Genomic DNA, 16880 nt, shown 5'->3' on the forward strand with positions numbered 1-16880 from the left:
CCCCAAATTTGGGGGCTTTCACGTTTAGATTGGTTATTTTACACTATCTCACAATTTAATGGAAGCACCAATTCCAATCATGGAAGTGGTCATGTCATAAGACACCTCGCTTCCTGGAATGGCACCATAAGGTGGGTACGCTTGTGCAAATTGAGGGTTCAACAATGGACCTGAGGTAGATCCTCCGCTGGAACCATAATGATAGAGGGCATCCATGGTGAACTTATCACTGAACTCGTAGCTAAATCCCACTTGAAAGGCATTTTTGATGATAGCGGTCGCGGGAATATTAAAAAAGGCCACATCGCTATCGATAGGATTGGAACTATAGGTATACCCTACCCGTATCGGAAACTTGTTGATACCCTTGTACTGCAAACCAGCAGAAACGATATTGATGTTCTGCCAGCCAAATCCCTGTACGGAGCCTGTTTCTGTCCATCCAACGGAAGAAAAACCATCGGTGTTTTCGTAATCCACAATCCTGTAATCCAAGGCCAAATCAATGAAGCCCAAGGAATAACCTAAACCGAAGGATAGAATGGCAGGGTAATCCATATTGAAGGAGTTGGTTCCTGTGGTACCGTCCAAATAGGTGTTGTCCAAATCAAAATCCCCAAAATATTGAGTGGTTTTATAGGATACCCCTGCTTTAATGCCCGAAGGAGAGTTGTAAAAAAGGCCCACTTGACCCCCAAATCCAATGGCTGAAGCCTTGTCGGTCGATGGATACCCAGCTTGTGTAGGGTCAGCGGTTGGGTTGGGCATCAATTCCAGTGCCGCATAATCTAGGGTCGGTTGAATACCGAAAGAAAGCTCATCGGTCAACTCATAGGCCCATGCCAGTCCAATTTGGAGCAGCATGTAATCTGATTCCACCCGTCCAAAACCACCCATGCTCTGTGGCATGTTGATAGGGTTGGAAGTGCTTTCCGGAAAAGTTACCCCAAAACCACTGATTCCAAAAATGGAAGCACCAAAAGTGTGCTTGCTCTCTGGTTTGCCCCAAACCATGGCCAATGCAGGCATTGGAGAAACACCACGGTCATCCTCGGTGGTACCGCTGAAGAAATTTCCGGTGGGTTGCCCCTCACCATCAAATTCAGGAACGGTAGAACTCAGTTCAGGAGAAGAAAAGAACAACCCAATATCCAGTTTTAGGATAGTGTCGTCAAAGGTCGAAATGGTCGCAGGGTTCCAATGGAGCGCTCCAGAAATATCCAGTGGTTGCGCAGTGGCTGCACCACCCACGGACATATTCACCGAACCCACACCTTGCATAATGTGTCCTGCTTGGGAAAACATTGCTGTTGTGCAGAGGTAGGTGCACATTAAAAAGAAGAGATTTTTCATTTGTACAGATTTTTAGACAGTAAATGACTTTTTTCACCTGTAATGGTAGTGTGAACAAGCATCAGTTGCTGTAAAGTTGATACTGGTCACAAACCTACGGACTAGACAGTCAAAATAGTATGATAAATGTCACGATAGCCAGTATTATTGGCCTAAAAGTGACGGCGTTAACATTGCTGGATTTTTACGACTATCATGTCAAATGAACAAACACCATCATCATGAAAACAAAATCCATCCTTGACTTGGCCCTTAGAATTATACCTGCGGTCATCTTATTGCAAACCCTTTATTTCAAATTTTCCGGGGCACCGGAATCCATCCATATCTTTGAAACCTTGGGACTGGAACCCGTGGGCAGGATCGGGCTTGGGGTGGTAGAACTGATTGTGGCGATTCTCATCCTCGTACCCAGAACCACATGGCTTGGTGCCATCTTGGGGGTGGGCATCATGAGCGGCGCGCTGTTTTCCCATATCACAAAGCTTGGTGTCGTGGTCCAAAATGATGGGGGCACTTTATTCACGTTGGCGCTCGTTACCTTTATTTTTTGTGTCATTTTGGTTTGGAAAAATAAAGAGAGGATTCCAAGAATCAACAAATAGAGCTTTTGGTACTAAACTCCAGATTGGAAAGTTGCTATTTGGTATCAACCTGAATTTCAGTACGGATTGGTACAACGAAGATAACACCTCCAATATTGAAAGGACCAGTTCTTCGGTCTGGTATACTTTACATATCCTTTTGAACCACCCAAAGCCATTAAAAAGCTGTTCCATTCCAAAGATTGACGTTCCCAAAACTCTTATTTTTGGTATTCCAACTCATTCCCATGATCACAGAAATTCTAACCACCATTCTTTTCCTTATTGCCGTAATCGACCCTCTTGGATCGGTACCCGTGTATTTGGAAGCCACAAAACAGTTGAGTGAACGACATAAGAAAAAGGTAGCCATCAGGGCTTCCATTGTTGCGTTTGCCATCTTGCTCTTCTTCATTTTGGTGGGACAAGTGATCTTGGAGGGAATGGATGTTACCTTGGATGCTTTCCAGATATCCGGTGGGGTCATTCTTTTTCTTTTTGCCTTGACGATGATCTTCGGGGAAGGAAAACCACAATCCGAAAAACACCACATTACGGATTATAAACATGTCACCATATTTCCTATGGCCATTCCATCCATTGCATCACCCGGGGCCATTATGGCAGTAGTGCTCTTGACCGACAATCATATTTATTCCGTACAGCAGCAGGCCATAACCACTTTTCTGGTATTGGTGGTAATAGCCATAACCATGACTATTCTTTTGGCCGCAAATGTGGTGCAGAAACGTATTGGCGAATATGGTATAACCGTTATTAGTAAGGTCATGGGATTGATATTGGCCTCTTATGCTGTCCAAAGCATCCTTAGTGGGTTAAGGGACTTCTTTGTTATTTTAAAGTAGTGAAAATCAATCTTTTTGATTTGCAGAGCCGCTGATGAACGACCAAAAATCCCGTTAAACGGTACTTTCAATCCCTTTCATCTGAAAAAACGGTAAAAAATATTCGATAAACTGCACTTTTTAATCGTTAAAATCAAAAACCTATGAAAAATTCATAAGTATTCCCTTGAATTCTTTTTGATCTTTGTCATGTATTAACCCCCAAATCAATACATCATGACACGTTCAATCTTTTACAGCCTACTTGTTACAGGAATGATTTTTGCAAGCCAAACCACTTTTGGCCAAATGGCAAAAGAAATGCTAACCGACAATATGGAAGGTGGAGTTTCCTCGGTAGATGGTTATGTCCCATCCATGTCCATCACAAAAGATGGTAAAACAGCCTACTTCAGCAAAGCTTCGTACCAAAAACCACTTTACGGTGTTTTCTCCAAGAAAGAATTGGTACATGAAATTTACCGAGCTGAAAAAGTCAATGGTGAATGGACCAACATTACCAAAATGGATGTGTGTCCCAACCACTATTCAGCAAAACATCCAACGGTTTCAGAGGATGGAAAAAGATTGTTCTTCGCTTCCAATATGAAAGGAAGCTATGGAAAATATGACATCTACGTGGCCGATATTAAGGCCGATGGTAGCTTGGGTGTATCCAAAAACCTGGGACCCAAAGTGAATACCAAGGAAGATGAGTTGTATCCCAGCATCTACAATGGTACCTTATTGTTCTTCGCTTCCGAAGGAAGGGACGGATATGGTGGTCTTGACCTTTACGCCACCCAAGTGGTACAGAACACATTGACCCCATCCGTGAACCTAGGTGGCCATATCAACAGTAAGAGCGATGAGTATGCCATCCAACTCAGTCCAGAGAAGAAATTAGGGTTGGTCGTGTCCAACAGAGGTTTCAACAACACCATTTCACAATATACCGTAGCCTACGGACGTTCCAATAAGCAAGATGGGTACAACGATGTTGCGGAAAGTGATGCCGGTCTCCAAACCGTAATGAACACAAGTTCCGAGTACGCAACCACATCGTACGAGGACCAACAATAAACTGAATAACTTACTACACGGAATCGGTCAACTACCTGAAGTGTCATAATGAAGTTGTTTCACATAGCCGAGAATCGAAACACTCATGACCATGATAAGAAAGACAGGGGGAACTGACAGTCTATCATAGAAAGCGGGTTGTATTATTTCAATCTGACCGATTTTACCAAGAATAGGGTGCTGATGGGACGGCACCCTATTTTTTTATTTAGGGTACTACATATCAACATGTTAACTGTATTTTATCGGACAAAATGCACGTTTTGGCGATATTCTAAAAGTGCAGTTGAACGAAAAACACTACAAAAAATTCTATTGCATCCTAAAAAATTCTAATTTGACTCTTGAAATAATACAATCCCAAATCTATTAGTCATGAAGAAAAACTACAACACTCGGAAAAAAGGCATTCCAAAGTCCTATTCGGAATAGCTTTCCAACGAGGTAAACCTACCTCGACTAAACCCAATTTTTGATCCAATCCCAAAGGGATTGTACCCGGTTTGAATTTTTAAACCCTGGTATTTCCATAGCGCAAGTTTCTGTTTGACAAAACTTTGTGCCCCATTGGTTTTATCAAAACTTAATCTGTTCAAACCGCGGAAAGGGCTTCATTTGCCCTATGTTAACCTTAAGTTTAAAAAATGTAAAAGAATTAATCCCCCAAATCTTTCTTATCATGAAAACTAACACAGTAAAAATTGCCATCATCGACAATGATGAAGCACTGGACCCCATCTACAGGCTTTATTTTAACGATGATGTAACCTACGAGCTGCATGGAATCTACAAATCGGTGCATGAACTGCTGTCCAATTTTGGTCGCTCCATACCGGACGTAATCCTTTGCGAGGCCCAATTGAACGGTATTACCGGCATTGACGGGCTGGAGTATTTCTACAAAAAGAACGAAGACCTCAAGGTCTTGATGATGAGTAAAAAGAACGACTTTAAACTCATTAAGGAAGCCTTTAAAAAAGGAGCGTGCGGTTACCTCATCAAACCTTTGACCAAAGAGCGATTGTTCCATGCGCTCGATGCATTGGGACAGCATGGTGTGGCCTTGGAACTGGATGTGGCGAAGAAAATCATCAGCTCGTTCCAGACCAAGTCATTCGATTCCTTCTCGCGAAAAGAGAACCAGATCATTGAACTGCTCACCCAAGGATTCACCTATAAAATGATTGCCGATCGACTTTGCGTAACACCCAGCGCCGTAAATTTTCATATCCAGAACATTTACGTCAAACTGAATGTGAACTCCAAATCGGAAGCTTTGCAAAAGTTGAAGGAAATGGAGATTCGCCAACTCAATGCGGCCTAGGCCCAAAAATGCTATCATAGAAAAAGCGGGGCAAGCCCCGCTTTTTTAATTTATGATACTCGCCATCCCAATCTTTCCATCCAGCGATATGGTACTCGCTTCAATCTTGATACCAGAATTATCGGAAGGCAGAGGGATCGTTATGGTTGCCTCTCCGTTTTCGTCAGTCTCCAGTTGTGGGTTCCAATACAGCAAATTGATTTTTTCTTCCTTTCTTCGGGAAAGGCTTTCCTTGTATTCATTAAAATCGAGAGCGGTGGTGTACCCTTCAAAGACCAATTGACCTTCCTTCCTTCGAATATATTCCAACTCGTTCCCTTTCCGAGTGTAAATGATAAAAACACCTCCAGAAGCCCTGCTTCCAAAAATGGATGCTTCTGGTCCTTTCAACAATTCTATCCTTTCAACATCCCTATCACTGACCAAGCTCATAATTTCAACAAGAGCACTTTGGGAACTGGTACCCATCTGCGTTCCGGTCCCTTCTTGGGACAATGGAAAGCCATCCACGACCCATAAAATGGGTCCTACCGCTCCCAACACACTCGCCTTTGGGTTTAATGTTTCCACACCACTTACTATAACCCCCGGAAGTTCCGCAAGTAGCTGAAGTAAGCTTTTGGGCTTCTCAAAATCCTGATATTTTATTCGATTTGGAGGCAAATTGATGCCGTACAGGGACGGGGTATATTTTTTCCTTTCAACACTTTTTCCCTCTACTTCCACTTCTCCCAGTTCAATGATTTTTTCCGATTTATCAATATAGAAAGGTTCCGAAACAACGGTTGGTTTACCTTCTTCTACTTGTTTCGGATTTTCCGCCACATAGGGCATCAAAACCTTTTTTTTCTGTTTCATCATGGGTATGGGCACAATCTTTACCAATCTGGATTTCACATCATCGCCTTTCGTCCTGGATATTAAGGTGGCCTCCCCTTCTATCTGGATATCGTCCAATTTCAATAGTCCCCGGTCATCCGTTTCAACCTCCCCGATCCAAACATCTTTATCATTTGAGGCTACCACCTGAATCGTGGTATTTCTCAATAGCGTATTGTTCAAATCAAAAGCATGTCCCATAATCTCCAATCCCTTCTGAAATGAAAATTTGATGTCGTTGGTCATGTCTTCTTCCTTGGAAAGGGTCCCAAACTCATTGGCAGATGACAAAAGGTCCAAATCTTTTAAAAATGTTTTTTTTCTGTAGGTCGACACTTTGCTTTCGTCCAAGATTTCAGAAAAAGTGTATAAACTGTTTTGTTCCACACTATTTTCATCCAAACTCTTTTCGGTTTCCAAATGATAGCGATTGACACTCACGGCCAGTTGTGATTTTATAGGTGTATTGGTATGGTCGGTCACCTTTATTTTATATGTTTTTTGATTGGCATCGGTACCTGAGCCAACAGGTTCTATGTCTATATGAAGTCTAGCCCCGTCTATCCAGATAGGTCTGTCTGCCAATTCCGAACCAAGGTTGTCCACCAATTTTAAAGTAAAGACACCATGCGGAAAATTGGCTTTGGAAAGCTCCACGTCCAAAGTCCTTCCATCGCGGAAATTCAATTTCTTTTCAAAATAGGTTATGCCCCCAGACATTCCTATTAATCTCAATTCCGATTTTGGGGCATTGGCCGATGCAGTGATCCGGATTTTGGCATTGTTTTCATCCAGGTTGTTCACATGTAAAAGATATCCCTCTGTTTCTGCCATCGGAATAGGGAAAAGCGTTCCATCTTCCAATTCCAATTGATAAGTACTATCCTTCATCGGTTTAAAAATGGCAGTGCCCAGACCTGAAGAGTAAAAGGAAACATGGGCTACCTCTTGTTTATTTTCATCCAATATTCTTCCACTTTGAACCATTTTTAGGTTCTGATCCAAAGGGAATTTGATGATGACCCTATTCTCATGATCATTTAAAAATGTCCCACCTTCGGGCATGATGGACACCTCGAAAACAGCGTTTGTTATTTCTTTCCCGTTTGTCAAGTCTCCTATCTTGATCTTCTCCCTCGCAACGAAATCAGGACCATAATTCTGCGACCAACGGGTGTATGCCTTGACCGCATAGCTGCCGGACTTCATATTTTTAGGGAGTTCCAATTGCCCTCGAACCATGCCATCTACTATTTTATGGAATTGCCGTTTCAGCAACGTTCCATTGTCATCCAACAATTCCACATTCAACACCCCACTTTTGCTATATCGCTTGGGTTGTTTCTCTGTGGTAAGATATGCCTTGAAAAAAAGAGGTTCGTCGGCATTAATATGTTCATTGGCAATCTGGAGCATCACACGCTCGGGCCATGATGCGAGGGAATCCCTGAAATTGTCCTGAAAGTCAAAGGACAACCCGCTCCAATACGGTTTGTTATGATTAAAATCCAAGCTTTGGGCAAGGCCCACGGTAATGTAAAAAAAGAAAATAATAAACGTAAAAAAGAACCCTCGAACTTTGTTTTTCATGATTTTAGTGTTTAGTCAATCACAGGCACCTTACATCACATGGGGGAGGGAATTTGAGATGCTCCTATGTACTATGCTTAAATATACAAAAAATTGCTTTGCTATTTTACTTACACCTTTTATGGGATAGTCCTGACATTGACACTTTTGGAATAAAAAAAGCCCCGATTTAAATCGGGGCTTTTCTGTTGTTGATTATAACTGAATATGTATTTATTTCACTTCTTCGAAGTCAACGTCTTCCACGTTGTCGCCTTCGGCAGCTCCACCGCCGGCTGCACTATCTGCTCCTGCGGAAGTATCGGCTCCATTCGCTTGGGCTGCGTCGGCTTGCGCCTTGTACATTTCCTCGGAAGCTACTTTCCAAGCTTCGTTGATTTTGTTCAAAGCCGGCTCGATCACTGCAAGGTCCTTGCCTTCATAAGCCTTCTTCAATTCTTCCAAAGCATCTTCAATTGGCTTTTTCTTGTCTGCGGACAATTTATCACCAAACTCCTTCAACTGCTTTTCGGTCTGGAAGATCATTCCATCTGCCTCGTTCAACTTATCGGCAGTCTCCTTCGCTTTTTTATCCGCTTCGGCATTGGCTTCAGCTTCGGCCTTCATCTTTTTGATTTCTTCCTCGGTCAAACCTGAAGAAGCCTCGATTCGGATATCCTGGGTCTTGTTCGTGGCTTTGTCCGTTGCGGAAACCTTGATGATACCGTTGGCATCAATATCGAAGGTCACCTCAATTTGAGGGGTACCTCTTGGTGCTGGTGGAATACCGTCCAAGTGGAACCTTCCGATGGTTTTGTTGTCCCCTGCCATAGGTCTTTCCCCTTGTAGCACGTGGATTTCAACCGAAGGTTGATTATCCGCCGCTGTGGAGAACACCTGTGACTTTTTGGTCGGAATGGTCGTGTTGGACTCGATCAATTTGGTCATTACACCACCCATGGTCTCGATACCCAAGGATAGAGGCGTAACATCCAATAGCAATACATCCTTCACATCTCCGGTCAATACACCCCCTTGGATAGCGGCACCGATGGCCACCACCTCATCCGGATTCACTCCTTTGGATGGTTTTTTACCGAAGAATTTTTCAACGGCTTCCTGTACCGCAGGGATACGGGTAGAACCACCTACCAAGATAATCTCGTCTATATCGCTTTTAGAAAGTCCGGCAGACTTCAAGGCTGTCTCACAAGGAGCAATGGTTCTTTTTACCAAGTCCTCTATCAATTGCTCGAATTTAGCCCTAGTCAACGTTCTCACCAAGTGTTTTGGTCCAGAAGCTGTAGCCGTCACGTAAGGCAAATTGATCTCTGTCTGTGCAGAAGAGGACAATTCAATTTTGGCTTTTTCGGCGGCTTCACGTAATCTTTGAAGGGCCATGGGATCTTTTCTAAGATCCATGTCCTCGTCTTTTTTGAACTCTTCGGCCAACCAATCTATGATTTTTTGGTCCACGTCGTCACCACCCAAGTGAGTGTCACCGTCCGTGGCCAAAACCTCGAATACACCATCACCCAATTCCAAAATGGAAACGTCGTGCGTACCTCCACCAAAGTCGAATACTACAATCTTTTGGTCTTTGTGCTTTTTGTCCAAACCGTAGGCCAAAGAAGCTGCGGTTGGCTCATTGATGATACGTTCCACGGTAAGCCCGGCAATTTCACCGGCTTCTTTGGTGGCCTGTCTTTGGGAGTCGTTAAAGTAAGCAGGAACGGTGATTACCGCCCTGGTCACATCTTGTCCCAAGTAGTCCTCGGCAGTCTTCTTCATTTTTTGAAGGATCATGGCCGAAAGTTCTTGTGGGGTATACAAACGACCATCGATATCCACTCTTGGGGTATCGTTATCGCCTTTTACCACTTTGTATGGAACCCTTTCCGCTTCCTTTTGTGATTCTGAGTATTTGTTACCCATGAATCGCTTAATGGAATAAATCGTTTTGTGTGGATTGGTTACCGCTTGTCTTTTAGCTGGGTCCCCCACTTTAATCTCCCCGCCTTCAACAAAGGCAATCATGGATGGGGTTGTACGTTTACCTTCGGCATTTGGAATCACCACTGGTTCGTTACCCTCCATTACAGAGACACAGGAGTTGGTCGTACCCAAGTCTATACCTATAATTTTGCTCATTGTATCTAAGTTATATCTGTTTAAAATTCTTTTTGTCTTCGGACATGAAATGTCAATGATCATGCCACGGGCGATAATCTGACAAGGTGTCAGCTAATTGAGGATATTTTTTTGGAACACCCTTAAATCCAGAACGGTTTGATCAAAAATCAAAATGAAGCCTTTCCCAATTCGAAATTCTCAATTTTTTAGGTGCAAGATGTTATATTTGAAGGCATAAATTGAACCAATGGAATGTATCAGTGTGTTTGACATGCTCAAGATTGGGGTTGGCCCTTCCAGCTCACATACCCTAGGCCCATGGCGTGCCGCGGAACGGTGGATAGCCGAGTTGGAAGAGCAAGGTGTTTTTGATCAGGTACAGTCCGTTTCGGTTTCCCTTTACGGGTCGCTTTCGCTCACAGGTAAAGGGCATGCCACCGATATTGCCCTGGCCATGGGCCTGTTGGGAGCCGATCCGGTGACGGTACCCATTGACAGTATTTCAGGAAGTATTGACAGCATAAAAGACCAAGGCAAGATACTTTTTGGTGGAAAACGGGAAGTTCCGTTTGATTATGCCAAAAATATTTCCTTCAAGAAAGAATTTTTGACCTTTCATGCCAACGGTATTCGCTTCACCGCTCAACTCGCGAATGGGGAGATTTCAGAAGAAACCTATTATTCCATTGGTGGTGGGTTTGTGGTGAAAGAGGAACTCATCCATTCCAAAGAGAACAAGGAGACCTTCAAAACCTTTCCCTACCCCATTAAAACAGGGAACGAACTGCTCCATTTCTGTGAGACTGAGAAGAAATCCATTTCAGAGATTGTCATGGAAAACGAGCTGTCCTTGAGAACAGCAACAGAAATTGATGAAGGCCTACAAAGCATATGGAACACCATGCTGGAGTGCATGTACGTGGGCTGTCATACCGAAGGCACACTCCCAGGCGGACTCAACGTAAGACGACGCGCTTATGACCTACACCAAAAGCTGAAAGGCACGGTCCCCTACTCCAATCCACAGGAATGGCTGGAAGGTATTCGGGATACCGAGGTGAAATTCCGCCAGATCATCAAATGGGTCAGTTGTTTTGCCCTGAGTGTGAATGAGGTGAATGCATCATTGGGCAGGGTGGTCACCGCTCCCACCAATGGAAGTGCAGGGGTCATCCCAGCCGTGCTGATGTACTATATGGTCATCGAAAACCACGACGCCAACTTTGATGATGTCAAGCAGTTTCTACTAGTGGCCAGTGAAGTAGGCAGTATTTTCAAGAAAGGGGCCACCATATCCGCTGCCATGGGTGGTTGTCAGGCTGAAATTGGCGTTTCATCGGCCATGGCCGCTGCGGGATTGACGGAGCTTATGGGTGGTACCCCTGAACAGGTATTGATGGCCGCCGAGATTGCCATGGAACACCATCTTGGGCTTACCTGCGACCCTATTGGTGGATTGGTGCAGGTGCCTTGTATTGAACGCAATGCCATGGGTGCCATAAAAGCTATCAATGCCGCAGAACTGGCATTAGACACCGACCCCAAGGACGCCAAAGTACCTTTGGATAAGGTGGTGAACACCATGTGGGAAACTGCAAAGGATATGAGTTCCAAATACAAGGAAACCTCCGAAGGAGGTCTTGCTGTTGGGGTATTTTTGAGTGATTGTTAATCCAAACACCCTTCTTTTCCCCTAGTGTCTATCAGATACACAATTTTCCATTCCCCATCGAAATCCACCAATTGAAAGGAGTCAATGCCACAGTGGCTAAAGGTATCGTTCAACCAAAATTCATACCCCACCCAAGCATTGGCCATGGTTCGGTCAATTTGAATGGAAAAGGAAGTCAATTTTTCCTCGAATTTGATGCTATCGGGAATACTGACAATGGATTTCAGGAATTCGGAAAACTCCTCGTTTTTGAACAATGTTTTTCCTTCCTGATTTTTACCTGTAGTCTGCAGCACCACGTGATCGGCAACCGTTGATTTAATGATGGTGGAATCCTGTTTGTGGAAACCATCAAAAAAAGTCTCGATTACGCCTTTTATCTTTTGCTGGGTTTCCTCTTCGGATGGATTTGAACCTTGCGCATTAACAGCAATGGCTAAAAGAAACAGTATCAGTGTGCTGAGCAGTTTTCTCATCTCTTTAGTTTTTTGATCGAGTCCCAAATTAAACAAATCTGCTTACATTTAGCTGGTAAATAAAGAAGATAATGTCTGTTGCAAAAAAAGAATACAAAAGGGTCACGGTAAAGTCTTTGGTAGAAATGAAACAAACCGGGGAAAAAATCTCCATGCTGACCTCCTATGACTATTCCATGGCAAAAATTGTAGATGCCGCCAATGTAGATGCCATTTTGGTAGGGGATTCCGCGAGCAATGTCATGGCAGGCCATGAAACTACTTTGCCCATTACCCTCGATCAAATGATATACCACGCTTCTTCGGTGGTACGTGCCGCCAAAAGAGCATTGGTGGTCGTGGATATTCCTTTTGGGAGTTACCAAGGTGATTCCAAAGAGGCTTTACGGTCGGCCATTAGGATCATGAAGGAGAGTGGCGCCCATGCCGTAAAGGTAGAAGGTGGTGCAGAGATCAAGATTTCCATCAGCCGGATTCTCGAAGCTGGTATCCCCGTGATGGGACATTTGGGACTTACGCCGCAATCCATCTACAAATTTGGGACTTACACCGTTAGGGCCAAGGAAGAGGAAGAAGCTGATAAATTGAAGGAGGATGCCAAATTGCTAGAGGAACTGGGTTGCTTTGCCATCGTTCTTGAAAAAATCCCAGCCAAGTTGGCCAAGGAAGTGGCGGAAAGTGTTTCCATTCCAGTGATAGGCATAGGTGCAGGAGGTGGAGTCGATGGACAGGTTTTGGTCGTCCACGACATGTTGGGCATGACCCATGAGTTCCACCCAAGGTTCCTCAGAAGATATCTGAATCTTTACGATGAAATGAGTGCCGCTATCTCCCAATATGTGGATGATGTGAAATCCAAGGATTTTCCCAATGAAGAAGAATCGTATTAATAGTATGTAGTTTGTACCACATGAAAAAACATCTTACCAAAATCTTGATTCTGTTTTTGATATTAGGCAACATCAGTTGTGACCAAGTTTCCAAAAAAATAGTACGGAGCAATGTTAAGCAAGGTGAGTATATCAAATTGATAAATGATAATTTCATTCTTACCAATGTGGAAAACACAGGCGCGGCCTTGGGCTTCGGGCAAAATTTTAATCCCTTGGCAAAGACCATTTTACTTAAAATGCTTCCCTTGTTGGTTCTCTTTTTGTTGGCTTTTCGAATCCTGACAAAAAAACACATGAACAAATTCTTGGCAATCGCTTTTGCCTTTGTAATAGGCGGTGGTATTGGGAATTTAATCGACAGGATAGTCTATGGTTCAGTTACAGACTTCTTTCATCTCCGCATTGGGTTTTTTAAAACAGGAATTTTCAATATGGCAGATGTTTCGGTAACCATTGGTATTTTAATGGTACTTGTCCTTGCCTGGGGGAAAAAGAGTACTGAAATTGCATGAGCCTAAAATCTGACAAATCCAATCTCCAAGTACTCTTCGAGGACAACCATCTTATTGTCATCAATAAAAGGGTTGGTGACATTGTACAAGGTGATAAAACTGGGGACGCGCCTTTGAGCGATGTGGTCAAGGAATACCTCAAGGAAAAATATAACAAACCTGGCAACGTGTATTTAGGCGTGGTCCATCGGTTGGACCGCCCCACTTCTGGGCTTGTTGTTTTTGCCAAAACCTCGAAAGCGCTTCCAAGACTCAACAAACTTTTTTCCGAAGGAAAGACCAAAAAAACGTATTGGGCCTTAGTGAAAAATCCACCCAAAAAGGAAAGTGCAACACTCACCCATTGGATGGTGCGAAATCCCAAACAGAACAAGTCTTATGCCCATACTAAGGAAGTGCCCAACAGTAAAAAAGCCATCCTGGATTACAGGTTGATCCAAAAGCTGGACAGTTATTATTTGTTGGAGATAGATTTAAAAACTGGAAGGCACCATCAAATTAGGGCCCAATTGGCCGCCATGGGATGCTGGATTAAAGGCGACTTGAAATACGGTGCGGACCGTAGCAACCAAGACGGAGGTATACATTTACATGCTAGAAGCTTGGAGTTGGAACATCCCGTTACCAAGGAAACCATCAAATTTGTGGCTCCACTACCAAAAGATCCGCTTTGGGATGCCTGTGCTATCGGGTAAGGGTCATGGCCTTTTCCCGAATAATTTGCCCCACGGGCTTGTTCTCCAAATGACTTTCCAGCCAAGAAAGGATATCCAGATACAGAAAAGCCCTCTTTTCATAGGGGTGATTCTCGTATTTCTTCAACTCGTTGTACAACTTTTGGAACTCGTTCTTTAAATCTGTTGGGTAAATGTCCCCAAGGTTTCTCAAGAATTTAATCATTTCTTTTTGCACGGCATGTAAGTCGTTCATTTTCAACAAAAACTTATAGGTGCTTTTAAGCTGTACTTCCAAATGATAGTCCATACCTGCCTCATAATGTGCAACCAAGCTCAACACCCGGGCGAAGCACATCAAGTCCTCCCGCATTTTTAGATTTTTGTTGGAAATGATCTTTTTCAGATAGACAATGCAGTTCTTGTTGTCTCCATTACCAAAGTAGAGACAGGCAATTTTATAATAGAGCAGCATAATGTGGTGTTCGTCTATCCTCTCCCTGTGCTTTTTGATTCCGTATTCAATGATATTTACCAAATAGAGTCCATTATCAAAGGTCCCCTCCAAAAAATGAAGGTTCAATTTATTGGTATTGATATACAAAAATGCCAAGGAAGCAATGTTGTCGTTTTGTGGAAAATTGGGATCCTCCACTTGTTCCTCCAACCGTTCTAAGGTTTCCCTGAACTGGGAAGCATATTTCACAAAAAAGAGGGACTCCAATAAATAATGATTCCCTTTCAAATAGAACACGGGGTTCAGAGGAATCATTCCTTTATTGTCATTGAACAGATCCACCCATTTACTGGCATATTTGTACGCTGACAAAAAGTCCTGGGTCAAAAGACTGTACCACAAATAGGCTTTGTACAACCATAGTTTCTCCCGGAATCCCAGACTATCGATATCATAACTGGGCAAATGTGTCTCAAAATAATTCTTTACCGTTTTTAGGTCCTCGTCACTCCGTACATATCCCACCTTCAACATCATACTGTACAACTGAAGGGAAAGGTTGGACAATTTACTGGTCATGACATTATGGGCACTGAGTTCCTTGGCCTGTACCGCCAGTTCATCGGCCCGGTCTGGGATGCTTCGGGTAATATATTGGGTCTCGATCACCTTTTCGAGCTCCACAATTTCGTAGGCCACATTTTTTTCCTCGTTTTCTATGGCAAAACTTTTGGCCTTGTCCAGAATCTTCAAACTCTGCTTGTAGAGTCCTTTCTGGTATAGGATGGTAGCAAAATCCAATTGCTCTCGGATCTGGATTCGAACATTTTGGTTCACCGGGTTCAACCTCAAGCTTACCAAAATTTGTTTGTACAGATGGGCCTTCAAGTTGGAAAGTTGTGCTTTTTTAACGATGCCGCTTTCCAAAATTTGGCGTTCGTCATACCTCCGCATCTTGTCCAACAGATTAAAAAGGGCCAAAAACTTCGCATCCGTATTGACCCCCAATCGGCCAACATACAGCTTAAATTGGCGCTTTTCCGATTTGGAAAGCGATTTTATCAACACGAACAACGCGTCCTTATGGGCATTTGTCATCGTAAAAAAATCAATTTAAAATATTGTAATTCAGTAAATTAAACTACTCAGTGTGTGATTTAACGTTGTAACAAACATCAGCCTACTTTTCATCTTCGCCCTACCTTCTCTATTTTCGTATGTCTTAGAAAAAACAGATTGGAATAATGGGTAAAGATAAGGTACAAATTTTTGATACAACGCTAAGAGATGGAGAACAAGTTCCGGGTTGCAAATTGGACACGGAACAAAAATTGGTCATTGCCGAACGGTTAGATCAACTAGGTGTTGATGTAATCGAGGCAGGCTTTCCGATTTCATCCCCTGGCGACTTCAAGTCTGTACATGAAATTGCCAAGTTGGTCAAGAATGCAACGGTGTGCGGGTTGACCCGTGCCGTTAAAAAAGATATCGAAGTGGCCGCCGAGGCCATCAAAATTGCAAAAAAGCCAAGAATACACACCGGTATCGGAACTTCCGATTCCCACATCAAGTTCAAATTCAACTCCACTAGGGAACAAATCATAGAAAGAGCCGTTGAGGCCGTAGCCTACGCAAAGACCTTTGTTGAGGATGTGGAATTTTATGCAGAGGACGCAGGACGTACCGACAACGAATATTTGGCCCAAGTTTGTGAAGCGGTCATCAAAGCTGGTGCAACGGTATTGAATATTCCGGATACCACTGGATATTGTCTTCCAGAAGAGTATGGTGCCAAAATGAAATACTTGAAGGAAAACGTAAAGGGCATCGACAAGGCCATTCTTTCTTGTCACTGTCATAACGACCTTGGTCTTGCTACCGCAAACTCCATCGCAGGGGTCATCAATGGTGCTAGACAAATCGAATGTACCATCAACGGTATCGGGGAACGTGCAGGGAACACTTCATTGGAAGAAGTGGTGATGATCTTGAGACAACACCCTTACCTCAATCTCGATACCAATATCAACAGTAAATTATTGTGGGACACCAGCCAAATGGTTTCCCAAAAAATGGGGATGCCCGTACAGCCCAATAAGGCCATTGTAGGATCCAATGCCTTTGCCCACAGCTCAGGGATCCATCAAGATGGGGTGATCAAGCAGCGGGAAACCTATGAAATCATCGACCCTAAAGATGTTGGGGTAAGCGAATCCTCCATTGTTCTGACCGCCAGAAGTGGACGTGCAGCCTTGGCCTATCGTGCCAAAAAGGTAGGTTACGAGCTCACCAAACTGCAATTGGATGTGGTCTATGAAAACTTCCTGAAATATGCTGACCGCAAAAAGGAAATCTTGGACAACGACATCCATGAGATTGTGGAAACCAGCAATATCAGTATTCAGAACATTGCTTAAACTACGGTT

General features: G+C 43.4%; 14 protein-coding genes. 9 read left to right on the forward strand and 5 right to left on the reverse strand.

Annotated features, from left to right (window positions below):
• Nucleotides 1-48: 48 nt before the first annotated feature.
• Nucleotides 49-1353: an OmpP1/FadL family transporter gene (locus D2V05_RS17865; protein WP_119648873.1), complete on the reverse strand. Its 1305-nt coding sequence runs from the start codon at nt 1351-1353 to the stop codon at nt 49-51.
• Nucleotides 1354-1574: 221 nt separating this feature from the next.
• Here D2V05_RS17865 and D2V05_RS17870 point away from each other — a divergent pair, with 221 nt between their 5' ends.
• The 4 genes from D2V05_RS17870 to D2V05_RS17885 all read left to right on the forward strand — a co-directional run bounded on the left by D2V05_RS17870 (nt 1575) and on the right by D2V05_RS17885 (nt 5189).
• Entirely contained in the window at nt 1575-1958 is a 384-nt protein-coding gene (locus D2V05_RS17870; RefSeq protein ID WP_119648874.1) for a DoxX family protein, read from the forward strand.
• 230 nt (nt 1959-2188) lie between these two features.
• Nucleotides 2189-2803 (forward strand): MarC family protein, encoded by a 615-nt coding sequence (locus tag D2V05_RS17875; protein WP_119649383.1) that lies wholly within the window; start codon nt 2189-2191, stop codon nt 2801-2803.
• 216 nt (nt 2804-3019) lie between these two features.
• The gene (locus tag D2V05_RS17880) at nt 3020-3865 is read left to right on the forward strand and encodes a TolB family protein (protein WP_119648875.1); all 846 of its coding nucleotides are present in this window, start codon (nt 3020-3022) and stop codon (nt 3863-3865) included.
• 679 nt (nt 3866-4544) lie between these two features.
• Nucleotides 4545-5189: a response regulator transcription factor gene (locus D2V05_RS17885; RefSeq protein WP_119649385.1), complete on the forward strand. Its 645-nt coding sequence runs from the start codon at nt 4545-4547 to the stop codon at nt 5187-5189.
• A 45-nt stretch (nt 5190-5234) separates the two neighbouring features.
• On the opposite strand, the gene D2V05_RS17890 is transcribed toward D2V05_RS17885, so the two are convergent.
• Together D2V05_RS17890 and dnaK are read right to left on the reverse strand one after the other, a co-directional pair.
• Nucleotides 5235-7658: a TonB-dependent receptor gene (locus tag D2V05_RS17890; RefSeq protein ID WP_119648876.1), complete on the reverse strand. Its 2424-nt coding sequence runs from the start codon at nt 7656-7658 to the stop codon at nt 5235-5237.
• A 213-nt stretch (nt 7659-7871) separates the two neighbouring features.
• Entirely contained in the window at nt 7872-9788 is a 1917-nt protein-coding gene (gene dnaK / locus D2V05_RS17895) for a molecular chaperone DnaK (protein ID WP_119648877.1), read from the reverse strand.
• Nucleotides 9789-10017: 229 nt separating this feature from the next.
• Between dnaK and D2V05_RS17900 the strand changes: the two genes are divergently transcribed.
• Nucleotides 10018-11442 carry an L-serine ammonia-lyase gene (locus D2V05_RS17900; protein WP_119648878.1) on the forward strand — a complete coding sequence of 475 codons (1425 nt, stop codon included), beginning with the start codon at nt 10018-10020 and terminating at the stop codon, nt 11440-11442.
• On the opposite strand, the gene D2V05_RS17905 is transcribed toward D2V05_RS17900, so the two are convergent.
• The gene (locus D2V05_RS17905) at nt 11439-11918 is read right to left on the reverse strand and encodes a nuclear transport factor 2 family protein (RefSeq protein WP_119648879.1); all 480 of its coding nucleotides are present in this window, start codon (nt 11916-11918) and stop codon (nt 11439-11441) included. The two genes, D2V05_RS17900 and D2V05_RS17905, sit on opposite strands and share 4 nt — an antisense overlap.
• A 71-nt stretch (nt 11919-11989) precedes the next feature.
• On the opposite strand from D2V05_RS17905, the gene panB reads away from it, so the two are divergent.
• From panB to D2V05_RS17920, 3 genes are read left to right on the forward strand one after another with little or no spacing between them, the layout of a single operon-like run.
• Nucleotides 11990-12808, forward strand: a complete 819-nt coding sequence (gene panB / locus D2V05_RS17910; protein ID WP_119641377.1) for a 3-methyl-2-oxobutanoate hydroxymethyltransferase — start codon at nt 11990-11992, stop codon at nt 12806-12808.
• 20 nt (nt 12809-12828) lie between these two features.
• Entirely contained in the window at nt 12829-13323 is a 495-nt protein-coding gene (gene lspA, locus D2V05_RS17915) for a signal peptidase II (RefSeq protein WP_119648880.1), read from the forward strand.
• Nucleotides 13320-14018 carry an RluA family pseudouridine synthase gene (locus D2V05_RS17920; protein ID WP_119648881.1) on the forward strand — a complete coding sequence of 233 codons (699 nt, stop codon included), beginning with the start codon at nt 13320-13322 and terminating at the stop codon, nt 14016-14018. Before lspA ends, D2V05_RS17920 begins: the two co-directional genes overlap by 4 nt.
• Here D2V05_RS17920 and D2V05_RS17925 read toward each other — a convergent pair.
• Entirely contained in the window at nt 14008-15552 is a 1545-nt protein-coding gene (locus tag D2V05_RS17925; RefSeq protein WP_119648882.1) for a hypothetical protein, read from the reverse strand. The genes D2V05_RS17920 and D2V05_RS17925 overlap by 11 nt on opposite strands.
• Before the next feature lie 146 nt (nt 15553-15698).
• On the opposite strand from D2V05_RS17925, the gene D2V05_RS17930 reads away from it, so the two are divergent.
• A complete protein-coding gene (locus D2V05_RS17930; protein ID WP_119641373.1) occupies nt 15699-16871 on the forward strand; it encodes a 2-isopropylmalate synthase in 1173 nt (390 codons plus the stop codon).
• Nucleotides 16872-16880 lie beyond the last annotated feature (9 nt).

Origin of the sequence: Flagellimonas pelagia, from assembly GCF_003584135.1 — a bacterium.
Classification (GTDB): domain Bacteria; phylum Bacteroidota; class Bacteroidia; order Flavobacteriales; family Flavobacteriaceae; genus Flagellimonas; species Flagellimonas pelagia.

Coding starts and splice junctions, on each gene's coding strand:
- D2V05_RS17865 (WP_119648873.1), bottom strand. CDS start 1,353: ATGAAAAATCTCTTCTTTTTAATGTGCACCTACCTCTGCACAACAGCA.
- D2V05_RS17870 (WP_119648874.1), top strand. CDS start 1,575: ATGAAAACAAAATCCATCCTTGACTTGGCCCTTAGAATTATACCTGCG.
- D2V05_RS17880 (WP_119648875.1), top strand. CDS start 3,020: ATGACACGTTCAATCTTTTACAGCCTACTTGTTACAGGAATGATTTTT.
- D2V05_RS17885 (WP_119649385.1), top strand. CDS start 4,545: ATGAAAACTAACACAGTAAAAATTGCCATCATCGACAATGATGAAGCA.
- D2V05_RS17890 (WP_119648876.1), bottom strand. CDS start 7,658: ATGAAAAACAAAGTTCGAGGGTTCTTTTTTACGTTTATTATTTTCTTT.
- dnaK (WP_119648877.1), bottom strand. CDS start 9,788: ATGAGCAAAATTATAGGTATAGACTTGGGTACGACCAACTCCTGTGTC.
- D2V05_RS17900 (WP_119648878.1), top strand. CDS start 10,018: ATGGAATGTATCAGTGTGTTTGACATGCTCAAGATTGGGGTTGGCCCT.
- D2V05_RS17905 (WP_119648879.1), bottom strand. CDS start 11,918: ATGAGAAAACTGCTCAGCACACTGATACTGTTTCTTTTAGCCATTGCT.
- panB (WP_119641377.1), top strand. CDS start 11,990: ATGTCTGTTGCAAAAAAAGAATACAAAAGGGTCACGGTAAAGTCTTTG.
- lspA (WP_119648880.1), top strand. CDS start 12,829: ATGAAAAAACATCTTACCAAAATCTTGATTCTGTTTTTGATATTAGGC.
- D2V05_RS17920 (WP_119648881.1), top strand. CDS start 13,320: ATGAGCCTAAAATCTGACAAATCCAATCTCCAAGTACTCTTCGAGGAC.
- D2V05_RS17925 (WP_119648882.1), bottom strand. CDS start 15,552: ATGACAAATGCCCATAAGGACGCGTTGTTCGTGTTGATAAAATCGCTT.
- D2V05_RS17930 (WP_119641373.1), top strand. CDS start 15,699: ATGGGTAAAGATAAGGTACAAATTTTTGATACAACGCTAAGAGATGGA.